Source organism: Janthinobacterium sp. SUN026, assembly GCF_030397625.1.
Classification (GTDB): Bacteria; Pseudomonadota; Gammaproteobacteria; order Burkholderiales; family Burkholderiaceae_D; genus Janthinobacterium; species Janthinobacterium kumbetense.
The window spans coordinates 21,096-42,896 of the sequence record NZ_JAPQNU010000001.1 but is presented as its reverse complement, the minus strand read 5'-3'; the positions used below and the strand labels follow the sequence as shown (position 1 = coordinate 42,896).

Annotated in this window: 24 protein-coding genes; 17 read left to right on the top strand and 7 right to left on the bottom strand. The window is 61.2% G+C overall.

What is annotated here, in order from left to right:
* The first annotated feature begins 29 nt into the window (after positions 1-29).
* From OX459_RS00260 to OX459_RS00235, 6 genes are all read left to right on the top strand, one after another.
* Positions 30-1,178: an MFS transporter gene (locus tag OX459_RS00260; RefSeq protein ID WP_289903261.1), complete on the top strand. Its 1,149-nt coding sequence runs from the start codon at positions 30-32 to the stop codon at positions 1,176-1,178.
* Positions 1,179-1,345: 167 nt separating this feature from the next.
* On the top strand, positions 1,346-2,191 hold the full coding sequence (locus tag OX459_RS00255; protein ID WP_289903260.1) for an undecaprenyl-diphosphate phosphatase: 846 nt from the start codon (positions 1,346-1,348) through the stop codon (positions 2,189-2,191).
* A 6-nt stretch (positions 2,192-2,197) separates the two neighbouring features.
* Positions 2,198-4,021, top strand: a complete 1,824-nt coding sequence (gene recQ, locus OX459_RS00250) for a DNA helicase RecQ (RefSeq protein WP_289903259.1) — start codon at positions 2,198-2,200, stop codon at positions 4,019-4,021.
* Positions 4,022-4,032: 11 nt separating this feature from the next.
* A complete protein-coding gene (locus OX459_RS00245; protein ID WP_289903258.1) occupies positions 4,033-4,515 on the top strand; it encodes a hypothetical protein in 483 nt (160 codons plus the stop codon).
* Between the two features lie 44 nt (positions 4,516-4,559).
* Positions 4,560-5,537, top strand: a complete 978-nt coding sequence (locus OX459_RS00240) for a LysR family transcriptional regulator (protein ID WP_034785859.1) — start codon at positions 4,560-4,562, stop codon at positions 5,535-5,537.
* Positions 5,538-5,699: 162 nt separating this feature from the next.
* Positions 5,700-6,986 (top strand): Glu/Leu/Phe/Val dehydrogenase, encoded by a 1,287-nt coding sequence (locus OX459_RS00235; RefSeq protein ID WP_034785857.1) that lies wholly within the window; start codon positions 5,700-5,702, stop codon positions 6,984-6,986.
* A 158-nt stretch (positions 6,987-7,144) separates the two neighbouring features.
* Here OX459_RS00235 and galE read toward each other — a convergent pair whose 3' ends face one another.
* The 7 genes from galE to OX459_RS00200 form a co-directional block, all read right to left on the bottom strand.
* On the bottom strand, positions 7,145-8,164 hold the full coding sequence (gene galE, locus OX459_RS00230) for a UDP-glucose 4-epimerase GalE (RefSeq protein WP_289903255.1): 1,020 nt from the start codon (positions 8,162-8,164) through the stop codon (positions 7,145-7,147).
* Positions 8,165-8,310: 146 nt separating this feature from the next.
* Positions 8,311-8,991 (bottom strand): tRNA (guanosine(46)-N7)-methyltransferase TrmB, encoded by a 681-nt coding sequence (trmB, locus tag OX459_RS00225; RefSeq protein WP_099394995.1) that lies wholly within the window; start codon positions 8,989-8,991, stop codon positions 8,311-8,313.
* A 376-nt stretch (positions 8,992-9,367) separates the two neighbouring features.
* Positions 9,368-10,018: a hypothetical protein gene (locus OX459_RS00220; protein WP_289903254.1), complete on the bottom strand. Its 651-nt coding sequence runs from the start codon at positions 10,016-10,018 to the stop codon at positions 9,368-9,370.
* Positions 10,019-10,183: 165 nt separating this feature from the next.
* Positions 10,184-10,810 carry a hypothetical protein gene (locus tag OX459_RS00215; RefSeq protein WP_289903252.1) on the bottom strand — a complete coding sequence of 209 codons (627 nt, stop codon included), beginning with the start codon at positions 10,808-10,810 and terminating at the stop codon, positions 10,184-10,186.
* A gap of 717 nt (positions 10,811-11,527) precedes the next feature.
* Positions 11,528-11,743, bottom strand: coding sequence for a hypothetical protein (locus OX459_RS00210; protein WP_287770852.1), 216 nt, complete (start codon positions 11,741-11,743; stop codon positions 11,528-11,530).
* Complete coding sequence (locus OX459_RS00205; RefSeq protein ID WP_289904799.1) at positions 11,740-12,786, bottom strand: phage portal protein; 1,047 nt, start codon at positions 12,784-12,786, stop codon at positions 11,740-11,742. The genes OX459_RS00210 and OX459_RS00205 overlap by 4 nt, the downstream gene beginning before the upstream one ends.
* A gap of 14 nt (positions 12,787-12,800) precedes the next feature.
* Positions 12,801-14,603, bottom strand: a complete 1,803-nt coding sequence (locus OX459_RS00200) for a terminase ATPase subunit family protein (RefSeq protein WP_289903248.1) — start codon at positions 14,601-14,603, stop codon at positions 12,801-12,803.
* A 136-nt stretch (positions 14,604-14,739) separates the two neighbouring features.
* Between OX459_RS00200 and OX459_RS00195 the strand changes: the two genes are divergently transcribed.
* From OX459_RS00195 to OX459_RS00145, 11 genes are all read left to right on the top strand, one after another.
* Positions 14,740-15,528, top strand: a complete 789-nt coding sequence (locus OX459_RS00195; protein WP_289903246.1) for a GPO family capsid scaffolding protein — start codon at positions 14,740-14,742, stop codon at positions 15,526-15,528.
* 46 nt (positions 15,529-15,574) lie between these two features.
* Positions 15,575-16,594, top strand: a complete 1,020-nt coding sequence (locus OX459_RS00190) for a phage major capsid protein, P2 family (RefSeq protein ID WP_289903244.1) — start codon at positions 15,575-15,577, stop codon at positions 16,592-16,594.
* On the top strand, positions 16,594-17,310 hold the full coding sequence (gene gpM, locus OX459_RS00185) for a phage terminase small subunit (protein WP_289903241.1): 717 nt from the start codon (positions 16,594-16,596) through the stop codon (positions 17,308-17,310). Before OX459_RS00190 ends, gpM begins: the two co-directional genes overlap by 1 nt.
* 105 nt (positions 17,311-17,415) lie before the next feature.
* Positions 17,416-17,919: a head completion/stabilization protein gene (locus OX459_RS00180; RefSeq protein WP_289903240.1), complete on the top strand. Its 504-nt coding sequence runs from the start codon at positions 17,416-17,418 to the stop codon at positions 17,917-17,919.
* Positions 17,919-18,128, top strand: a complete 210-nt coding sequence (locus OX459_RS00175; RefSeq protein ID WP_070313760.1) for a tail protein X — start codon at positions 17,919-17,921, stop codon at positions 18,126-18,128. Before OX459_RS00180 ends, OX459_RS00175 begins: the two co-directional genes overlap by 1 nt.
* A 65-nt stretch (positions 18,129-18,193) precedes the next feature.
* Entirely contained in the window at positions 18,194-18,565 is a 372-nt protein-coding gene (locus tag OX459_RS00170) for a hypothetical protein (RefSeq protein WP_070224671.1), read from the top strand.
* Entirely contained in the window at positions 18,565-19,125 is a 561-nt protein-coding gene (locus tag OX459_RS00165; protein ID WP_289903239.1) for a glycosyl hydrolase 108 family protein, read from the top strand. Before OX459_RS00170 ends, OX459_RS00165 begins: the two co-directional genes overlap by 1 nt.
* Positions 19,122-19,634: a lysis system i-spanin subunit Rz gene (locus OX459_RS00160; protein ID WP_289903238.1), complete on the top strand. Its 513-nt coding sequence runs from the start codon at positions 19,122-19,124 to the stop codon at positions 19,632-19,634. Before OX459_RS00165 ends, OX459_RS00160 begins: the two co-directional genes overlap by 4 nt.
* Positions 19,618-20,106 carry a phage tail protein gene (locus OX459_RS00155; RefSeq protein WP_289903237.1) on the top strand — a complete coding sequence of 163 codons (489 nt, stop codon included), beginning with the start codon at positions 19,618-19,620 and terminating at the stop codon, positions 20,104-20,106. The genes OX459_RS00160 and OX459_RS00155 overlap by 17 nt, the downstream gene beginning before the upstream one ends.
* Complete coding sequence (locus tag OX459_RS00150) at positions 20,103-20,570, top strand: phage virion morphogenesis protein (RefSeq protein WP_289903236.1); 468 nt, start codon at positions 20,103-20,105, stop codon at positions 20,568-20,570. Before OX459_RS00155 ends, OX459_RS00150 begins: the two co-directional genes overlap by 4 nt.
* A 257-nt stretch (positions 20,571-20,827) precedes the next feature.
* On the top strand, positions 20,828-21,622 hold the full coding sequence (locus tag OX459_RS00145) for a hypothetical protein (protein WP_289903235.1): 795 nt from the start codon (positions 20,828-20,830) through the stop codon (positions 21,620-21,622).
* Positions 21,623-21,801: the final 179 nt, after the last annotated feature.

Genomic DNA, 21,801 nt, shown 5'->3' with positions numbered 1-21,801 from the left:
TATCCACCCCGACTTTGAAAAGCTCCCCCATGCATCTCACCGGCACCCTGCAACAACGCGCCACGCGCCTGGTCTTCTTCGCCGCCGGCCTCGGCATGGCCGCCTGGGCGCCCTTGGTTCCCTACGCCAAGTCGCGCCTGGGCCTCGATGAAGCCACCCTCGGCATTTTGCTGCTGTGCCTGGGCGCCGGCTCGCTGTGCGCAATGCCGTTTACGGGCATGCTCACGGCACGCTTCGGCTGCCGCAAGGTCATCGTCGGCGCCGGCCTGCTCCTGACCGCCATCCTGCCCGGCCTGGCGCTGGCCGCCACGCCGCTGCAACTGGGCCTGGTGCTGCTGGTGTTCGGCGCGGCCATGGGCACGTTCGACGTGGCCATCAATATCCAGGCCGTGATCATCGAAAAAGCCAACGGCGGCGCCATGATGTCGGGCTTTCATGCGCTGTTCAGCGTGGGCGGCTTCGCCGGTGCGGCCTGCATGGCCCTGCTGTTGTGGCTGGGCCTGACGCCGGCCTGGTCCTGCGTGGTGGTGATGCTGCTGCTGTGCGGCGTGCTGGGTGCGGCGCAAGGCCATCTGCTGCCGACGGCGTCCGCCTCCGGCGAAAAGACGCCGCTGTTCGTCATGCCGCATGGCGCCGTCATTTTCATTGGCCTGTTGTGCTTTATCGTCTTCCTGGCCGAAGGCGCCATCCTCGACTGGAGCGCCCTGTTCCTTACCACCACGCGCGGCGTGGAAGAAGCCAAGGGCGGCCTCGGCTACGCCGCCTTCGCCATCGCCATGACGGTGGGCCGTTTCACCGGCGACAAGGTGGTTAGCCACTTTGGCGGAAAGCGTGTGCTCACTTTTGGCGGCTTGTGCGCAGCGACAGGCTTTTTCCTGGCCGTGCTGGCGCCGCACGCCAGCCTGGCCATGCTTGGCTTCGTGCTGATCGGCCTGGGCGCGGCGAATATCGTGCCCATCCTGTTCACGGCGGCGGGCAACCAGCATGCCATGCCGGCCAGCCTGGCCGTGGCGGCCATCACCACCATCGGCTACGCGGGCATCCTGGCCGGCCCGGCCGTGATCGGCTTCGTCGCCCACGCCACCAGCCTGAACATCGCCTTCGCCATGCTGGGCGCCGCCCTGCTGCTGGTGGCGGCCAGCGCGCGCCTGGTGGCGCCGGCAAAACAGGCTTCCTGAAGCCTCCCTCGCCTGGCGGACGGCGCTAAAAAAGCGCCGCCCAACTGCGTCCAAATAAGGTCCGCGGGCCTGCGGCATGGTAAGCTTCGACCCCGCGCACATTGCTGGCGCCACGCGGTCACCCCATCCTGTCACTTATACCCGTACTTATACCCTTTTATACATCTATGGATCTCATTCTTGCGTTAAAAGCCATCATCATGGGGCTGGTCGAAGGTTTTACCGAATTCTTGCCGATTTCGTCCACGGGACATCTGATCCTGGCCGGCAGTCTGCTCGACTTTACCAAGGATGTCTCGAAAGAAGTCATGGACGTCTTCGAGATCGCCATCCAGGCCGGTGCCATCCTGGCCGTGTGCTGGGAATACCGCCAGCGCATCGGCAGCGTGCTGTCCACCTTCGGCACCGAAGTCAAGTCGCGCAAATTCGTGCTGAACGTGGCCATCGCCTTCATTCCACTGGCCGTCATCGGCCTGGCCATCGGCAAGATGATCAAGCATGCGCTGTTCAAGCCAGTACCGGTCGCCATGGCCTTCATCATCGGCGGCATCATCATCTTGCTGGTGGAGCGCCGCGCACGCACCAATCCCGTCACCGTGCGCGTCAACTCGGTCGATGAAATGACGCCGTTTGACGCCCTGAAAGTGGGCTGCGCGCAGGCATTCGCGCTGATCCCTGGCACCAGCCGTTCCGGCTCGACCATCATCGGCGGCATGCTGCTGGGCCTGTCGCGCAAGACAGCCACCGAATTCTCGTTCTTCCTGGCCATCCCGACCTTGTTCGCGGCCACCTTCTACTCGCTGTACAAAGCGCGCGACATCCTGTCGGCCACCGACGTGCCCCTGTTCGGCCTGGGCACCGTGGCCGCCTTCATTTCCGCCTTCCTGTGCGTGCGCTGGCTGCTGCGCTACATCAGCTCGCACGACTTCACGTTTTTTGCCTGGTACCGCATTGTGTTCGGCTTGCTGGTGTTGGCCAGCGCCCACTACGGCTGGGTTGTTTGGGCAGAATAAGGCACTATGAATCAAGATCTTAACCAGCGCGCGCTGCACCTGCTGCAAACGGTTTTCGGCTACCCGGCCTTCCGTGGCCAGCAAGCCGATATCGTCGACCACGTCAGCCATGGCGGCGACGCGCTGGTGCTGATGCCTACGGGCGGCGGCAAATCGCTGTGCTACCAGATTCCCGCCCTGCTGCGCGATGGCGTGGGCGTCGTCGTCTCGCCGCTGATCGCGCTGATGCAGGACCAGGTGGACGCGCTGGAAGAAGTCGGCGTGCGTGCCGCCTTCCTCAATTCCACGCAAACCTACGAGGAAGCGAGCCGCATCGAGCGCCTGGTGCGCACGGGCGGCATCGACGTCGTCTACGTGGCGCCAGAACGCCTGATGACGCAGCGTTGCCTGGACCTGTTCCAGGCCTCGAAGATCTCCCTGTTCGCCATCGATGAGGCACACTGCGTGGCCCAGTGGGGCCACGACTTCCGCCCCGAATACATCAAGCTGTCGGTGCTGCACGAGCAGTTTCCGGACGTGCCGCGCATCGCGCTCACGGCCACGGCCGATCCGCAGACGCGCGCCGAAATCGCCCTGCGCCTGCAGCTGGAAGACGCGCGCCAGTTCGTCTCGTCCTTCGACCGCCCGAACATCCGCTACCAGATCGTGGAAAAGGCGAATGGCCGCAAGCAGTTGCTCGACTTCATCAACACGGAACACGCGGGCGACTGCGGCATCGTCTACTGCCTGTCGCGTAAAAAAGTCGAGGAGACGGCGGAATTTCTGAACCAGAGCGGCATCCGCGCCCTGCCCTATCACGCCGGCATGGAGTACGCGAAGCGCAGCGCCAACCAGGCGCGCTTCCTGCGCGAAGAAAACATCGTCATGGTCGCCACCATCGCCTTCGGCATGGGCATCGACAAGCCCGACGTGCGTTTCGTCGCCCACCTGGATCTACCGAAAAGCATCGAGGGCTATTACCAGGAAACGGGGCGCGCGGGCCGCGACGGCATGGCCGCCAATGCCTGGATGGCGTACGGCTTGCAGGACGTGGTGCTGCAGCGGCGCATGATCGACGAATCGGAGGCGGACGACACCTTCAAGCGCGTGCTGGGCGTCAAACTCGACGCCATGCTGGGCCTGTGCGAAACGCTGAGCTGCCGCCGCATGCGATTGCTCGAATACTTCGGCGAACCGGCTTCGCCGTGCGGCAATTGCGACACCTGCCTGGTGCCACCAATCTCGTTCGACGGCACCGTACCCGTGCAAAAACTGCTGTCGGCCATCTACCGCGTCGACCAGCGCTTCGCCGGCGGCCACGTGATCGACGTGCTGCGCGGCGTGGAATCGGAACGCATCAAGACCTGGCACCACGATGCACTGTCCGTCTTCGGCATCGGCTCGGACCTGGGCGAAGCGGAATGGAAATCGATTCTGCGCCAGGCCATCGCGTTGGGCCTCGTCTCGGTCGACCATGAACAATACAGCTCGCTGAAATTGACGGACGCCTCGCGCCCCGTGCTCAAGGGCGGCCAGAAGGTGCAGCTGCGCCAATACCAGAAACCGGTGAAAACCAGCAAGCGCAGCACCAGCGTGGCGAAGGGCTATGTCGAGACGGATCTGTCGACCAGCGAACAGGCCATCTTCGACAAGCTGCGCTGGTGGCGCGTGGAGACGGCACGCACGCACAACGTGCCGGCCTACGTCATTTTTGTCGATGCCACTCTGCGCGAAATCGCCAAGGCCAAACCCACCTCGCTCGAGCAGATGCGCGGCGTGAGCGGCGTGGGCGAGAAAAAACTGGCCTCGTACGGCGACGAAATCGTCGCCATGATCCTGGAGATGATTTAATGGAAGATTTGATGGAAGCACTCTCGTCCGACCTGATCTATCAGGCCGTGAAAATTCTCGGCGCCCAGCCCGATGCCGAAGACGAGGTGGAAGCGCAAGTACGGTTACTGGTGCAGGACGATCTCACCGTGCGCCGCCTGGCCGACGTGGTGCCGGAAGCCTTCGGCCTGGTGCTGGCGTCGCACCTTCCCGGCGCCGAAAACATGACCCTGCCCCATACCTTCTGCGCCCAGGACGAGGACGGCGAATGGGTGGAGTTTCCCATGCGCCGCGAACCGATCTTTGTCGTCGCCGCGGATATCGCCCAGCATACCTTCCACAACGGCCCGCGCGCGCTGATACAAAACCTGGCCAGCCGCAGCTCCCTGCTGTCGGCCATCAACAAGGCCTTGAATGCGGGCGGCTCGCTCGACGGCACGACCCTGGGTCCGCCGTCCTTCTTCGGCCTGCCCGCCGCCCTCTACCAGCCGGCGGCATCGCCCGATACGCCCTGACCACCACACTTTGCCCTTGTCCTTGATAAGAGAACGCTGCCGCGATGGAAACCAAATGGCTGGAAGACTTCATCTCGCTCGCTGAAACGCATAACTTCAGCCGTTCCGCGGCCCTGCGCCACGTCACCCAGCCGGCCTTCTCGCGGCGCATCCAGTCGCTGGAAAACTGGCTCGGCATCGACCTGGTCGACCGCACGTCCTACCCGACGCGACTGACGCCGGCCGGCGCCGTGTTCTACGAGCAGGCGCTGGAAATGCTGGGGCAAATCAACGGCGTGCGCGCCCTGTTGCGCGGCAAGCGCGCGGCCACGCAAACGAGCGTGGATTTCGCCGTGCCGCATACCCTGTCGCTGACCTTCATGCCGAAATGGCTGACGGCGCTGGAAGAAGGTTTTGCGCCGATCAACAGCCGCCTGATGGCCCTGAACGTGCACGACGCCGTGCTGCAGCTGGTCGACGGCGGCTGCGACCTGCTGCTGTGCTATCACCATCCGCGCCAGCCGGTGCAGCTAGACCCGGGCCGCTACGACATGCTGGTGATGGGCCGCGAAACCCTGCGCGCCTATGCGCGCTGCGGCCAGGACAAGGTGCCGGACTTCGTCCTGCCCGGCAGCGCCAAGGAGCCGCTGCCCTTCCTTTCCTACACCAGCAACGCCTACCTGGGGCGCATGGTGGAATTGCTGGTGGCCGACGCCAAGGCGCCGCTGTTCCTGGAAACCTGCTATGAAACGGACATGGCCGAAGGCTTGAAGATGATGGCGCTGGAAGGCCGCGGCATCGCCTTCCTGCCCGAATCGGCCGTCATGCGCGACGTCAAATACAAACACCTGGCGCGCGCCGATGGCGGCGCGCCAGGCTGGGAAATCGAGCTGGAAATCCGTTTGTACCGTGAACGCCCGTCCAGCCTGCGTCCAGGCAAACAGATCGTCGAAAGCCTGTGGCAATACCTGGTGCAGTCGCAGGATGGCAAGGCGCGCATGGGCAAGCGCCGCAAACGCGCCACCGAGGCCACCCAGTCCTGACTGGCAATCCTGGCAACACAACTATGCAATAAATGCATAACCGGATGCGCACAAAGCATTGGCCGGGGCATGAGGCTATCGCCTACGATGCGGTTCCGCTGCGCGCAGCTGCATATCGGCTGTGCCTCTAACGTATTCGTATTGTCCAGGAGCTTATCAAGCATGACCAGCAAGCACGCACTTCCTTCCTACCTGAATCCTGAAGACCTTGGCCCATGGGGCGTCTACCTCGAGCAGATCGACCGCGTTACGCCGTACCTGGGCAACCTGTCGCGCTGGGTGGAAACGCTGAAGCGTCCAAAGCGCATCCTGACGGTCGACGTGCCTATCGAGCGCGATGACGGCACCATTGCCCACTACGAAGGCTACCGCGTGCAGCACAATCTGTCGCGCGGCCCGGGCAAGGGCGGCGTGCGCTTCCACCAGGACGTGACCCTGTCGGAAGTGATGGCCCTGTCGGCCTGGATGACGGTCAAGAATGCAGCCGTCAACGTGCCATACGGCGGCGCCAAGGGCGGTATCCGTGTCGATCCGAAGACCCTGTCGCGCAACGAACTGCAACGTCTGACCCGCCGCTACACGAGCGAGATCAGCATGATCATCGGACCAAACAAGGATATCCCGGCGCCGGACGTCAACACGAATGAGCAAGTCATGGCGTGGATGATGGACAGCTATGCCATGATCGGTGGCAATATGTCGACCGGCGTGGTGACGGGCAAGCCAATCTCGCTGGGCGGCAGCCTGGGCCGCCGCGATGCGACGGGCCGCGGCGTGTTCGTCGTCGGTTGCGATGCGGCCGCCAAGGTCGGCATGTCGCTCGAAGGCGCGAAAGTCATCGTGCAAGGTTTCGGCAACGTGGGCGGCGTCGCTGCACGCATGTTCGCTGAAGCCGGCTCGAAAGTGGTGGCGGTACAAGACCACAAGACCACCGTCGTGCACGCTGGCGGCTTGAACATCCCGCAACTGCTGGCACACGTGGCCGAAGTGGGCAGCGTCGAAGGCTTCCCGGGCGCCGAGGCATTCGTGCCACGCGAAGATTTCTGGGGCATCGATTGCGACATCCTGATCCCGGCCGCGCTGGAACAGCAGATCACGGCTGAACGCGCTCAAGTCATTCGCGCCAAGATCATCCTGGAAGGCGCCAATGGCCCGACTCTGCCGGCAGCGGACGACATCCTGACGGACCGCGGCGTGCTGATCGTGCCGGACGTGCTGGCCAACGCCGGCGGCGTGACCGTCAGCTACTTCGAATGGGCGCAGAACTTCTCGAGCTTCTTCTGGACGGAAGAAGAAATCAACAGCCGCCTGACCCGCATCATGCGCGAAGCGTTCGACGCCGTATGGCAAGTGTCGCAAGAGAAGAAAGTGTCGATGCGTACCGCGACCTTCATCCTGGCGTGCACGCGCGTGCTGCAAGCTCGCGAAGTGCGCGGCCTGTACCCTTAATGGCTGCCTGAGAAAATGCCCGGGGCGTTGTTGCCGTGCCTAGCCCCCGACATTTTTCAGGCGCCATTGCTACCTTTGACGCCATTGGGTTGATGGCGCTCTAAAAAAATCCCGCCACACTTGCGTGTGAGCGGGATTTTTTGTATCTGCGGACTTGTTTACGCTGCGTAGCCTTGCGGATTCTGGTGCTGCCAGCGCCAGTGGTCGCGGCACATGTCGTCGATGTTTTTCTGTGCTTGCCAGCCCAGCAGTTCCTTCGCCTTGTCGGCCGAGGCGTAGCAACTGGCGATGTCGCCGGGGCGGCGCGACACGATGTCGTACGGTACCTGGCGGCCGCTGGCGGCTTCGAAGGCGCGAACGGTGTCGAGCACGCTGTAACCGTGGCCCGTGCCCAGGTTGACGGTAAAGCCACCCTCGGTGGCAAACAGGCGGTTCAACGCGGCCACGTGGCCCAGCGCCAGGTCGACCACGTGGATATAGTCGCGCACGCCCGTGCCATCCGGCGTGGCGTAGTCGTTGCCGAAGACCGCCAGGCGTTCGCGCCGGCCCACGGCCACCTGGGCGATGAACGGCATCAGGTTGTTCGGGATGCCGGCCGGATCTTCGCCGATCAAGCCGCTGGCATGCGCACCGACCGGATTGAAGTAGCGCAACACGCCGACTTGCCACTGGGCATCAGCATGCACGAGATCCGCCAGGATCTGCTCGACCATCAGCTTCGAGCGGCCGTACGGGTTGGTCACGGACAGGCGCGACGTTTCCAGGATCGGCAAGGCTTCCGGGTCGCCATACACGGTGGCCGACGAGCTGAACACAAAACGCTTCACGTTCGCCGCCGCCAGCACTTCCAGCAAGGCCACGGTGCCCGTGACATTGTTGTCCATATACATCAGTGGCTGCGCCACGGATTCGCCCACCGCCTTCAAGCCCGCGAAATGGATCACGGCATCGATGGCGTGCTCGCGCAGGACGGCGGCCATGGCCGCGCGGTCGCGCACATCCGCTGCATAGAAGGGTACGCTTTTGCCGGAAATGCGCTCCACGCGCGCCATCGCTTCGCGCGCGCTATTACACAGGTTATCCACCGCAACGACCTCAAAGCCGGCAGCCAGCAATTCGACACAGGTATGCGAGCCGATGAAACCGGATGCGCCGGTCACGAGTATTTTCTTGGACATAATATCAATCAATGCAAAAAAGATAAGACTACCGTAATTCCCCCGCCTTGCCTAGCCAGCGCACTAGCGCGCATTAAAAAAAGCCTGCGGCGTCGCCGCGGCAGGCTTGTTCTCGTGCAAACGGCACGGGTGGGCAAACCGCCAGGTTATTTCTTGATGAACACCAGATCCCACACGCCATGGCCCAGCTTCAAGCCACGGTTTTCAAACTTGGTCAGAGGACGATACGCCGGCTGCGGCGCATAGCCATCGGCGCTATTGTGCAACTGCGGCTCGGCGCCCAGTACTTCCAGCATTTGCACCGCGTAATCTTCCCAATCGGTGGCGCAATGCAGATAGCCGCCCGGCGCCAGGCGATCGGTCAATTGCTTGACGAACGGCGACTGGATCAGGCGGCGCTTGTTATGGCGCGCCTTGTGCCATGGATCGGGGAAGAAAACGTGGATACCGGCCAGCGAATTGGCGGGAATCATGTGCGTGAGCACTTCCACGGCATCGTGCTGCAGCAGGCGCAGATTCGTCAGCGACTCTTCACCGATCAGCTTCAACAGACTGCCGACACCAGGCGTATGCACTTCGACGCCGATGAAATCCTTCTCCGGCATGGCTTTGGCGATATGCGCGGTCGTCGCGCCCATGCCGAAGCCGATTTCCAGGATGACGGGCGCCTTGCGGCCGAACACCTGCTCGAAATCCATCGGTTCTTTGGCGAAAGGCAACAGGAACTGCGGGCCCAGGGTCTCGAGCGCGCGCGCCTGCGCCACGGAAAGCCGTCCCGCGCGGGTCACGAAACTGCGGATGCGGTGTTCGGTCGGATCGTACATCATCGGCCGCGCCGGGCCGTTTGCTGGGGTATCAGAAGACATGGGAATGGAGAAATAAGTGGCTGCGCCGCATCAAGCCAGGCGCCAGCGAAAAATGGAGCGGGTGAAGGGAATCGAACCCTCGTCGTAAGCTTGGGAAGCTCGACAAGGAACTCAACAGCCATGCGGGCTTGCGACCCGTTTCTGCTCCGCAAAGGTGACATTATAGCAGCCGTACAAACGAGAATCCATGCGGAGTTTTTTGAGTTTGAGGAGCAAATTAAGGACAGCAGCGCTTAAGATGATTGAAGGCTACCCACTCCACAAGTCGGCTCCAAGTGCAAGCTACACAACATCGACAGCGACTCTCTTGCCCCTCCTCCCGCAATTGCAACCATATTCAAGGACGTGCAGCCAAAACAGCACTCAAAGTCTCCCAAAGCGCATGCCATTGTTGCGTTTCTTCGCAACGAAGATTGATGAGACGGATGACGCGTGATTGGCATACTGCCAACGGATAATTGATTATCGACTCATGGTGTGCTATCCGATTACGGATCAAGCGAAGTGCCTCCATGTCCTCATACAATTGTGTGCGAGCCCCAGCGACACTTAGCGGGTAAGGAGTAAAAGGGAACACCGTATGCAAAAATGCATTCCAAATGTGCTGATCTTGTCCAGCCGTAAACATTTTGCACCAAAAGGCAAATTTTAACTCTGCGACAACTTTCCCTGGTGAACCTAATCGAATGCGACCCCGTGCGCGTTGCAATTCGGCTCTCGACCATGCATTGAGTGTACGTTCAAAACCACTGTCCCAAGGCCAGTTCGTACCGTACTTAAGGTCGAGGGCATGTGATACTGCATTTCGAACAACAACCTCGCAGATGTGTAGGGATGAAAATAGAGCCCCGGAAGCCAATGCGTTCCAGACATAAATATCTAAGGCCGTTGCACCTGCCCCGAAGCCAGTTGCATTGAGGTAAGTCCCGAGACGAACTGGCGAAAGGGCGGCTGCGATAGAGGCTGTTTGTTGCGGCGAAAGTGGCATATCCTATGGCATTCTACAAAATGTGGTTGTACAACGAAGCTGATGTTGTATATAATTTGGTTGTGATTTCTGGGACTTGTTGGCAATGCCTCCCCCCAGGGACAAGAGAGTTAGAATGGCCCACTTCGGTGGGCCATTCGCATTTTTGGCCTAAATTCTTCACATTTACGCTGTAGGCGCTGGCGGCACAGTAGGGACAGGAGGAGCGGGTACAGCTGATGTTGGCGCAGCAGCCGCAGCCTTTGCACGCTCGGCCGCCCAAACGTCCTGAAATGCAGTCAACTGGTTATGAGCGCCGGTGTCTGCCAGACGATCAAGAAAACGGCTATACAGCTCTGTCTGTACACGTCCAGATTGATAAAGACGCTCCAGCGACGCGATAGGATTCATCAACAAAACATGGTGAAACTCTCCGCTCGCCCCCTTCTTCGTAAATATAAATTGCAAGTCGCGCAGTACCTTCATTCGCTTACGCCAAGTATCAACAGCGCGCTCGCCTTGAAAACCTGCCTCAGCTGCAAAAGATGCTGGATTTTCAACTGTTACCAAGACGTGGTCTGGTGATCGAGCCCACAAGCAGAACAAAGTATGTCCCGCTGGAGTGCCCTTTGAACAAGCATCTATGGCTTGCATAGCAACTGGCAGAATGCGCGGTATAGTGATAAATCCGTTGTCGCGCTTGCGACTCCAAATCCAAGGTTCAGCCCAACCTGGAAAATGTAGCTCCAATTGTTGCTGAGCACGCTCGGACATCTTAAGGCGGACAGCATTGGATTGTTTCGTATTCAACATGATTGCCTCTTTCTGATCAATGTTGCCATCATCCACTACGAGAAAGGAAATATCAACGAGGCAATACGCACATTACATCGCGCAGTTCACACGACCAAATCAACATCACAATGTAGTGAGAACAGCGAAATAACCCAATTTACCAGGCTGAATTGCGCGATATGGCGCATATAAAATAATTTATTCCATATTTATCAATAACCTACAAAAATTTTGTGTGCTCCCGTTATCCTGTACTCCGTGCTAACGTGCTCACCGTGCTCCTGGGATTCTTAAGGGGAGGAGCATAGGGTCGAAAATGCCTGAAACGAGGCATTCCAATACAACTGATTTAGCCCTCAATGGCAGCAGGGACAAAGCATGTCTTTCCCAAAACAACGCCGTTCCCACGTCGCCACACCACCCGCACGAAAAACCCCTCAAAGTGCGTCAAAATGCGTCAAATCGCATGCCCCCTCTTCGCCCCGCCGCGCCAGCCCTCATGCGCCTTCGGCCATGGCGCAAATTTGAGTCAAAAGAGCCCTATATAGCGGGCAGGTGTGGAGGGGGGACAACTGCGCGCGCCGGGCCGAAATGGGGCTTTTTCTTGCATCTAGAGCAACATCAATCATCAGGGCGTGAAAAAGCCGCCTCGTGGGCGGCTTGTGCGGTGGCTGGGGCGCTCCGGCGCGGCTGGGTTGTCGCGGCCCCACCCCGCCAGTTATCGCGGCAGGACGGTCATCCTGGGCGGCCGGCGCGCGCCTTGGCCGCCTGCTCCTTGTCGTAATCGTCGCGGCAATCCACGTCACAGAACAGCAGCGCGGGCGCCAGCGCCTCGTCGCAATAGTGGCAGCAGCCATGCGCCACCAAGGCGGGCCGGCCGCGTACGGCAGCCAGGCCGCGCGCCACCTCGGCGAAGATGATCTTGTCCGTGTTGTCGATGTGGTCGCTCATGCCGCGCCCTCCCCGCCCGTGGCCAGGTCATACGGGGCGAAACGCACCACTTCCACGCCGGCCCACTCGTTGATCGCCATGAACTGCGCCTGCAACGGCACCAGCTCATTGCGCGCGAAGACGCGCGCGGCCGGCTCGACGGCGCCGAAGCCGCCGGCATTGTTCGGCAGGATGCCCATGAGCTGCGGCGGCACGCGGTGCGCGGCCAGCTGGTCGTCACGCGTCACGCTCTTGATGTTGAAAAACTCGTCCTTGGCGGCCACGTCCGACACCGGCAGAATCTGGATGCCGTCCTTCTTGCCGTTCGGCGCGTACATGAACAGGTTGCGGAAGTTGCCCGGCCCCTTGCTGTCGCGCATGGCCTGGCGCAGGTTGTCCACGTCCTGGGTGTTGGCGGCGGCGTCTGTCATGTAGAAGACGAAACCGGCGTGCGAACCGTTCTTGTAGTACTTGCGGCGGAACAAAGTAGCCGCCTCGTTGAGCCAGGCCGATTGCAAGGCGCTCAGGTACTGCGGCACGCCGTACAGCTCCTGGTTCACGTCCGGTTCCATCAGGTGGAACACGCGGCCCTTGTCGAACTGGTGCACGGCCTGGTAGCCGTTCACGAAAAAGTAGGTATCCAGATCGACGCCGCGCCGCATGTACTTGGCCAGGGCGTGCTGGTACGCCAGCGCCTTGCCGCTGCGGCTGGGCCGGTCTTCCAGGTAGGCATTGCCAAACGTCAGGAAATCCAGGGCCATGCGTTTAAAAGCGTCGCGCGACAGGTACTTGCTGGGGATCAGGGTGGACGCCAGCACGTTGGCCTTGAAGTGGATCGCGCTGCTATGGTGCACGCCGGCGTTGAAGGACTTGGCCAGGCCGGCCAGGTTGACGGGCGGCTCATACCAGTGGCCGTTCTTCCAACATTCGAAGCAGTCGAGAATGTCGGCGTGCTCGAGCACGGGCGTGGGGTCGCCGAAAGAAAACGCCTCGATGCCGGCGGCGGCCGGCGCTGTGGCCGCTGTTGATGGCGCGCCCTGGGCCTGGCGGCCGCGCGCGCGCAAGTGTCGTGCTTTGCTCAAGAATAAATCTCCATGAAAGATTGGTTGTTGTCGGTCGTGCCTTCGAATGGCTCGTGATCGAGGGCGTGCATGCAGGCCCACGCCAGATCGGCGTGGCCGGTTTCATCGGTGCGCCCCGCCACGTAGGTGACGTTGCGCCCGCTGGGGGTGAGGGTCTTGCGGATGGCCATGAACGATTGCGCGATGTCGGTCCAGCCGGCGTCGAATTCCAGCCGCGCGCGGCTGATGATGTTTTTCGCCTTCAAGACCATGCGCGTTTTGACTTCGGGCGAATAGTTGATGGCCGTGACCGCCGGGAAGAACATGCGCACGATGGGGAAGACACCGATGCCCATGCCCGTGGTATCGATGCCGATGTATTCAACGTTGTAGCGCTGGGTCATGAGGCGGATTTCTTCCGCATGGTCCTTGAAGTCCTTACCGCGCCACTGGTGGCGCTCCAGGATGCGGAACTTGCCGCCTGCCGTCATGGGTGGTGCCAGCACGACGCAGCCGGCGCTGTCGCCGTTCAAGGCCGGGTCGTAGCCGATCCACACAGGCCGGTTGCCGAACGGGCGATGCGCCATCAACAACGGCTTGTAGTCGTCCCAGTCAACCCAGGAATCGACCATACAGCGCTGCAGATCGCCCAGCGGAAAGACCGAGGCCGAGTCGTCGATGAAATTGCACATCAGCAGGTTGTCGAACTGGTCCGGGCTGTATTCGAAGTTGCGCAGCTCGTCGATGTCGAACAGGTTGCAGCCGCCGCGCTCGGCGTCCAGGATGGTGACGATCTGGCGCCAGATCTTGTCCTCGCCCGTAAATCCCGACGACAGGCGGGCGTGGCTCACGTCGATGTTCACCTGGTCGGCCTTGGCGCGGCGCTTGTTGAACAGCTCGCCCGTCCAGAACGGGTAAGCCTGGTGCGTGGTCGAGGATGGCGTTGAAAAGTAGGTCTTGCGCCATTTCTTGTGGATGGCCATGCCCGAGGCCACCTTGTTCAACTCCTGGAAATTCTGGGTCCAAAAGAATTCATCGAAGTAGAAATTGCCGTGATAGCCCTGCGCAGTGCGCGCATTGGTACCCAGGAAGTACAGGTGCGCGCCGTTCGGCAGCACGATGGGGTCGCCCGTCAGCTCGATGCCGGCCGCCTCGCGGGCGAACTGCACGATGTATTGCTTGAAGACGTGGGCCTGGCTCTTGGAGGCGGACAGGAAGATTTGATTGCGGCCCGTGGCCATGGCGTCGGCCAGCGCTTCGCGCGCGAAGTACCAGGTGGCGCCGATCTGGCGCGACTTCAAAATGGCGCGCGTGCGCTGGTCGCCGTTGCGATACCAGACCTTTTGATAGTCGAACAGCGATTCCTGGAAAGCGTCGAGCAGCTGGATTTTCTGTTCTTCGCTGAAATCGTTGCGCGTGGGCTTCTTCTTCGGCCCTGCATTGCGGTTCGCCAGCTTGGGGTTGAGATCGACCTCGTTGCCGCCCGGCTGCTCGTAGCGGCGCACGCGCGCCATCTGCACGATGGTGCGCGCCAGCAAGTCAATTTCCTTGTAATCGCTGCCGCTCTTGACCTCCTTTTCGATCAATTTCACCAGGCGCAGCTCGGCCGACGCCTCGACGTGCTCGATGGCCTGGGCCTTGTCCCACTCGTCGCGCTCTTTCCAGCTATTGATGGTGCTGCGCTTGATGCCCAGGTGGCGGGCGATGGACGAAATGCGCCAGCCCTTCCAGTACAGGGCGCGCGCGGCGCGGCGCGGCTCGGATTCTGGTACGGCCAGTTCGGCGATTTTCTCTTCGGGTTTTTGTTCAATGACTAGCATGCCGCCAGCGTAGGCCGCGCGCGCGCGGAACGGGGAAAGGCAAAAGTCGCTATGGCCCATAGCAACCCGCAGCGCATTGAATCGCAGCGCCAAGACGTTGACCATGGCGTTATCCGATCAACCGAGAACGCCCACCATGTCCAAATCGAAATTCTTCCGCGTCGCCACCGAAGGCGCCACCACGGACGGCCGCAACATCGACCGCACCACCATCGAGCAGATCGCCGCCACCTACAACCCGAAGACCTACGGCGCGCGCATCTGGCTGGAACACATTCGCGGCATCCTGCCCGATAGCCAGTTCAAGGCTTACGGCGACGTGATCGCCGTCAAGGCCGAGGAAGTGGACACCGACAGCGGCAAGAAACTGGCCCTGTTCGCGCAGATCGAACCCACGCCGGAACTGGTGGCCATCAACAAGGCAAAACAGAAGCTGTACACCAGCCTCGAAATTCAGCCCGACTTTGCCGACTCGTCGCAGCCCTACCTGGTCGGCCTGGGCGTCACCGACAGCCCCGCCAGTCTGGGCACCGAGGCGCTGAAATTCTCCGCCGGCCGCAAGCTGCAAAGCACCAACCTGTTTACTTCTGCCGTCGAGGTGACGCTGGAATTTGACGAGCCGCAGGGCATCAAGCTGGCCGATGCCGTGAAAAACCTGCTGTCGCGCTTTTCGAATAAATCCGGCAGCGACGCCGCGCAGTTCGCCGACATCAGCGAAGCGGTGCATGCGCTGGCCGGCCACGTCGTCACCGCCAACGACAACTATGCCGATGCCCTCAAGCGCCTCGATGCCGCGGAAAAGGCGCAGAAAGCGACGCAGGACGAGCTGGCCACCTTCAAGGCGCAGATGGACGAAGCGCCCGGCAACGGCCCGCGCCGCCCGGCCGCCACCGGCAACGACGGCGCCGTGCAGACCGAGTTTTAAGCGCGCGCCATCCACCACACCCCATTCAACAACGGAGCACTGATTTATGAAAAAGCAAACGCGCCAGGTCTTTGGCCAATATGAAACCCGCCTGGGCCAACTGAACGACACGGACAACGTGGCCAAGACCTTCAGCGTCACGCCCAGCGTGCAGCAAAAGCTGGAAACGAAGATGCAGGAATCGAGCGAGTTCCTGTCGAAGGTGAACATCATCGGCGTGACCGAGCAGGAAGGCGAAAAGCTGGGCCTGGGCGTATCCGGCCCGATTGCCGGCCGCACCAACACCAAGGACAAGGAACGCAAGACGCGCGACCTGTCCACCCTGGACGGCACCAAATACCGCTGCGAGCAAACCAACTTCGACACGCATCTGAACTACGCCAAGCTGGACGCCTGGGCCAAGTTCGCCGACTTCCAGTCGCGCGTGGCCAATGCCATCCTGACGCGCCAGGCGCTCGACCGCATCGTCATCGGCTTCAATGGCGTCAAGGCCATGGCCGACACCGATCTGGACGCCAATCCGCTGCTGCAGGACGTCAATAAAGGCTGGCTGCAGCACCTGCGCGAGCTGGCGCCCGAGCGCGTGCTGGGCCTGGTGGCCAACGGCATGCCGGGCAAGGTCATCATCGGCGACGTGGCCGATGCGGATTACGCCAACCTCGACGCGGCCGTGACGGATGCCGTCAACCTGCTGGACCCGTGGTATCAGGAAGACACCAATCTGGTGGCCATCGTCGGGCGCAAGCTCTTGAACGACAAGTATTTCCCGCTGGTCAACACCAAGCAGGCGCCCACGGAAACCCTGGCAGCCGACATCATCATCAGCCAGAAGCGCATCGGCGGCTTGCCGGCGGCGCGCGTGCCCTACTTCCCGGACAACGCCATCCTGATTACGCGCTTTGACAATCTGTCGATCTACTTCCAGGAAGGCGCGCGCCGCCGCCGCGTCGAGGACGTGCCCAAGCGCGACCGCATCGAAAACTACGAGTCGTCGAATGACGCCTATGTAATCGAAGACCTGGGCCTGGCCGCGCTGGTGGAAAACATCGAGCTGAAAGACAAATAATGGCGAATCAGTCCCCCGCCCTGCGCCACCGTGCGCGCATGCTGGCCGAGCGCACGGCCGGCGCCGCCGCGCCGCAGGGCGTCACCACCGGCACGGCCTACGAAATGATGCTCTACAAGCTGGCCGACGACCGCCGCCGCCTGAAAGCCATCCAGTCCGTCGAGCGCAAGATCGAGGTCAAGGCCACCTTGCTGCCCGACTATGCGCAGTGGATCGACGGCGTGCTGGCCGGCGGCAAGGGCGCCCAGGATGACGTCTTCGCCACCTTGCTGGTATGGCACATCGACACGGGCGAGTACGCGCGCGCCCTGGTCATGGCCGAATACGCCCTGGCGCACAAATTCACCCTGCCCGAGACTTACAGCCGTGACATCGCCACCCTGATGCTGGACGAGTTTGCCGAAGGCTATTTGCACGGCAAGCTGGCCAGCGCTCCGCAGCACGCCGCCCAGGTGCTGGGCCAGGTGGAACAGTTGACGGCCGCCAGCGATGCACCCGACCAGGCGCGCGCCAAGCTGCATAAGGCCATCGGCCTGGCCATGATCGCCGTGCTGGATCAGGCCGACGACGCGGACATCGCCCCGGCGCTGGTGACGCAGGCGGAAACGGCCATGACCCAGCTGAAACGTGCGCGCGCCCTGTCCGAGTCGTGCGGCGTCAAGAAAGATATGGAACGGCTGGAGCGGCGCCTCAAGCGCGCGGCCGGTTCCACGTAAAGAGCATCCCCCGCAGCACGGCGGCACGGGGGGATTCCGGCCACGCATCGGCAACGATGTTGACCTGATGAACCCCGTCCACCGCCCCATTTTGAAAGCGCCCGTATGTCCTTCATGGCCCTGCCCCCGTCAAACCAGCCAGGCACCGCCCCTGCGCCGCCAGCGGTTGCCCCTGGCATCATCGAGAACGACGGCTGGTTTCCCGATATTGCGCTGACCGATATGCGCGACGCCATGCGCCTGGACGGCACCGTCACCGATGCGCGCCTGGTGCAAGCCGTGGTCGAGGCCATCTTGCACGTCAACCGTGAGCTGGCCGACTGGCAAGGCAAGCATGCGCAAGCAGGCATCGCCGCCCTGGTGGACGTGCCGGCCACGCGCATCAACCGCGAATCCCGCCTGCTGGCGCAGTACCGGCGCGCCGTCTACAGCACGGCGAAAGCGGATCTGATCGAGCGTTACCGCGATTACGACAGCACGGCCACCTCCGTCAGCGACAAGAAAAGCATGGAGTGGCTGGACGAGGCGCCCAGCGCGCAGCGGCGCAATGCGCAATGGGCCATCGCCGATATCGTCGGGCGCACGCACCTGACCGTGGAGCTGATCTGATGCAGGTGCGCACGCAGCAGCACGACACGGTAGACGCCCTGGTGTGGCGCTACCTGGGCGACGGCGCGGGATACGTCGAGCAAACCCTGGAAATGAATCCCGCGCTGGCGCGCCACGGCGCCGTGCTGCCGGCTGGCCTGGTCGTCACCCTGCCCGAGCCGGCGCCCAGCACCGGCCAGGCGGCGGACATCGTGCAGCTATGGGACTGATCCTGGCATTTACCCTTTTATCCATCATGAAAAATCTCTCACCCCTCACCCCGGAGTATCAAGCAATGTCTGCAGAATCGTTTGGTGGTTTCGCCACCCTGGTCAAACTGTACGGCTTCAAGGCGGCGCTGGGCATGGTCGGCGCCGCCATGCTGTATATCGTGCTGCCGCCGCTAAATGCCGACGGCACCTTCAACAAGGGCGAGTTTGTCGCCCGGCTGGCCTGCGCAGGCGTGTTCTCGTGCCTGCTGGGCGGCACCGTGTACCAGCTGCTGTGCGCCCAGCTCCCCGCCATCGGCGCCATGGTCAACGCTTCCGCCATCGACCTGATCGTGGGCGCGCCCGGCTGGTGGGTATCGCGCGCCGTGGCCCTGTGGTTCCAGCGCCGCAGCGACAAGGACATCGCCGAACTGGTCAAAGACGCAAAGGAACACTGATGGCCACCCCTGAAAACCTGCTGATCGCGCGCGTCATCGACGCCATCCTGCGCGCCGAAGGCGGCTACGTGAACGACCCGCAAGACAAAGGCGGCGAAACCAATTACGGCATCACGGTCGCCGTGGCGCGCGCGACCGGCTACACGGGGCGGATGCACGACCTGCCCGTGGCGGTAGCGCGCGCCATCTACACGGCCCGCTACATCACGGAACCGAAGTTCGACCAGGTGCTGGCCCTGCATGCCGGCATCGGCGCCGAGCTGATCGACACGGGCGTGAACATGGGGCCGCACCGCGCGGCCGAGTTCCTGCAGCGATGGCTGAACGGTTTCAACGACACGGGCGCGCGCTATCCCTCCCTGTTTGTCGATGGCCGCCTGGGCGCGCAGTCGCTGGGCGCGCTGGCCGCTTTCCTCAAATGGCGCGGCCAGGAAGGCGCCACCGTGCTGCTGCGTGCCTTGAACGGTCTGCAGGCGGCGCGCTATCTGGAAATCACCGAGGCAAACAAGGCCCAGCGCCGTTTTCTGTTCGGCTGGATCAAGGAACGGGTGGCCATGTGACCGCAAGCACCTGGCGCCCTCTGGCCGCCTGCATGCTGTGCGGCGCCATCGCAGGCTGGACGGCGCAGGGCTGGCGCAAGAATGTCGCCATCGCCGAACTGCAGCGGGCGGCGGCTATCCAAACATCCAACGCCGCCACCGAACTGGCCCAGGCCACCGCCCGCGTGCTGACCTTGGAGCGCGCCGCCGGCGCCGCCCTGGCGCAGCGCGCCGACCACCTCACCCAGGAGCAAACCCATGCGAAAACTGAACGTGACCGTTTCAGCCTTGATGTGCGCAGCGGCGCTGTGCGCCTGTCAATCCCCGTCGCCAGCGGCCACTGCGCCGCCACTGCAGATACCACCGCTACCGCAGGCCATCGGATTGAAGCGCGCGCCGAACTTGACCCAGCGACTGCGGCAGCTCTTGACGCCATTGCCGGCGAAGGCGACGACGCCACCCGCCAGCTGAACGCCTGCATCGACGCCTACAACCTAGTACGAGACACCTACCATGTACAAACCAAATAGCCTGCGCCAGCACCTGGCCGCCGCCATCCCCGACCTGCAGCGCGATCCCGACCGCCTGCTGGTCTTCGCCGACGAGGGCAACGTGGTGGCGAGTGCCACCGCCTCGCTCTCCTTCGAATATCGGTTCAAACTCAACCTGATCGTCACCGACTACGCGGGCGACGCCGACGCCATCATGGTGGCCCTGATCGCCTGGCTGAAAGTGCACCAGCTCGACCTGATGGCCAACGAGGAAGCGCGCAAGCACGGCATCGCCTTCGAAGTCGATTTTAATAACCATGAAACGGTCGACATTTCCATCAAGCTGGACCTGACCGAGCGCGTGGCCGTCAAGACCGGCGAGGCGGGCCGCTTGGACATCAAGCACCTGGCCGAGATACAGCACATGCCCGCTTACGCGGACGAGTTCTGGAAGCTGTATGACGGCGAGACCCTGCTGGCCGAATGGCGCACGCCCGAGGTCACGCCATGAGCGACGACCTGCACGCGCTGGAAGCCTGGGCCGGCGCCCTGCTGGCCAAGCTGCAGCCGGCCCAGCGCCGCGCCATCAATCACAAGGTGGCCATCGACCTGCGCCGCAGCCAGGCGCAGCGCATCAAGGCTCAGCAGGGGCCAGACGGCGCGGCCTATCCGGCGCGCAAGCGGCGCAAGGAATTGAAAGGAAAGAACGGGCGCATCAAGCGGCAGAAGGCGGCGATGTTCGCCAAAATCCGTACCGCAAAACACCTGAAGGTGAAGGCGAGCGGCGAACAGATCGAGGTCGGATTCTTTGGCTGGGTGGCACGCGTGGCGCATGTGCACCAGTTTGGCCGGCAAGACCGCGTGTCAAAAAAAGGACAGGCATACAAGTACCCGGAGCGACAATTGCTGGGCTTAAGTGAACCGGATCGGACGTTGATACGTGAATCGTTGCTGCGTCACATGGAAAGAAACTAAGATGCTTCAATGCAATCGTCAACTGACATTAGTTATCAAATGAGTTAGAGTCGCATAATGCTGATCGCTATCGGCTGCGGACTCAATCGGCGTACACAAAATCTCGGCACCCTACCAATGAGCTGATATAGACTGCCTAATATTACTCCCCTTAATGCCGCGCTTTCCCAATCGCACCATCTAAAATTTATCAATTTAATACTAAAAAGGCAATATTTATTATGCCGAAATGCGCATACTGTATAGAAGAAGCAAAAATGACACGGGAACACGTTATTCCAAAGTTTCTTCATGAGTTTCAAAAAACATTGAGTGCGTCGTATAGCGGCTGGAACGAAGTAGCAGAAAAGATGATACGAGGCGAAGCCACTGTGAAAGACGTATGCGAAGATTGCAATGGCAAAAAGCTTGGTCCTTTAGATGATGCGGCAAAGCGGCTGCTTGCCGAGGCAAACTTGCTTGTTAGCAACTATACGCGGAGCACGATAACACTGAAGTACGACTTTGATCTGTTGGTCCGGTGGTTACTCAAAGTATCCTTTAACTCGACACGCACAGACGGGGTTCACAGCTACATGTTTGATCCACACATACCCTATATGCTCAATGGAACGAACCGCGTCCATCGATCAAAGATTGCGATTTTGGCATATTTCTCTGGCCCTGACACTCCTAATACCGCGAAGACAAAACAGGAGAATTTTTCTTTTTTTACCAACGTTTCGGAAAATATGAACCCGTTTTTTGTTCGTATTTGTTATGGCCATGTGCCAGGGGAGAAAAATTATGCTCTTCGCCTCGTCATTATTGGAGCGTTGGTCTTCTTTATGCTGGTTTTTGAGAATGAGGCGTCACCGGGCCATGCTGCGGCGGCAATACGCGCGTTTATAAAAAATATTCCGCGCGCGGTTGAGCTTTCGCCGACAACCAAGTTGATTACGCTTCGACCTGGTAAACCGACATGGCTCGATCTATACCAACAGCAGATTATGCGGCTGCAAAAAATAGATCAAGAACGGTCTAATCAAAATGCGCCACATCAAAAAAATTGAAGCGTCGGTGATCAATCCACGATTTGCTTCGTGGCTCTCTGCAGAGGATATGGTCGAATTCACATACATTTAAATCATTCTTAGAAGGGCTCCCCCGTGATGCCCCCTATGGGGAGGTGGCTGCCTATCTCCTCACTCCCTGCTTGGAAAATATGAGTTTATGCCTTACGGACTGCCAT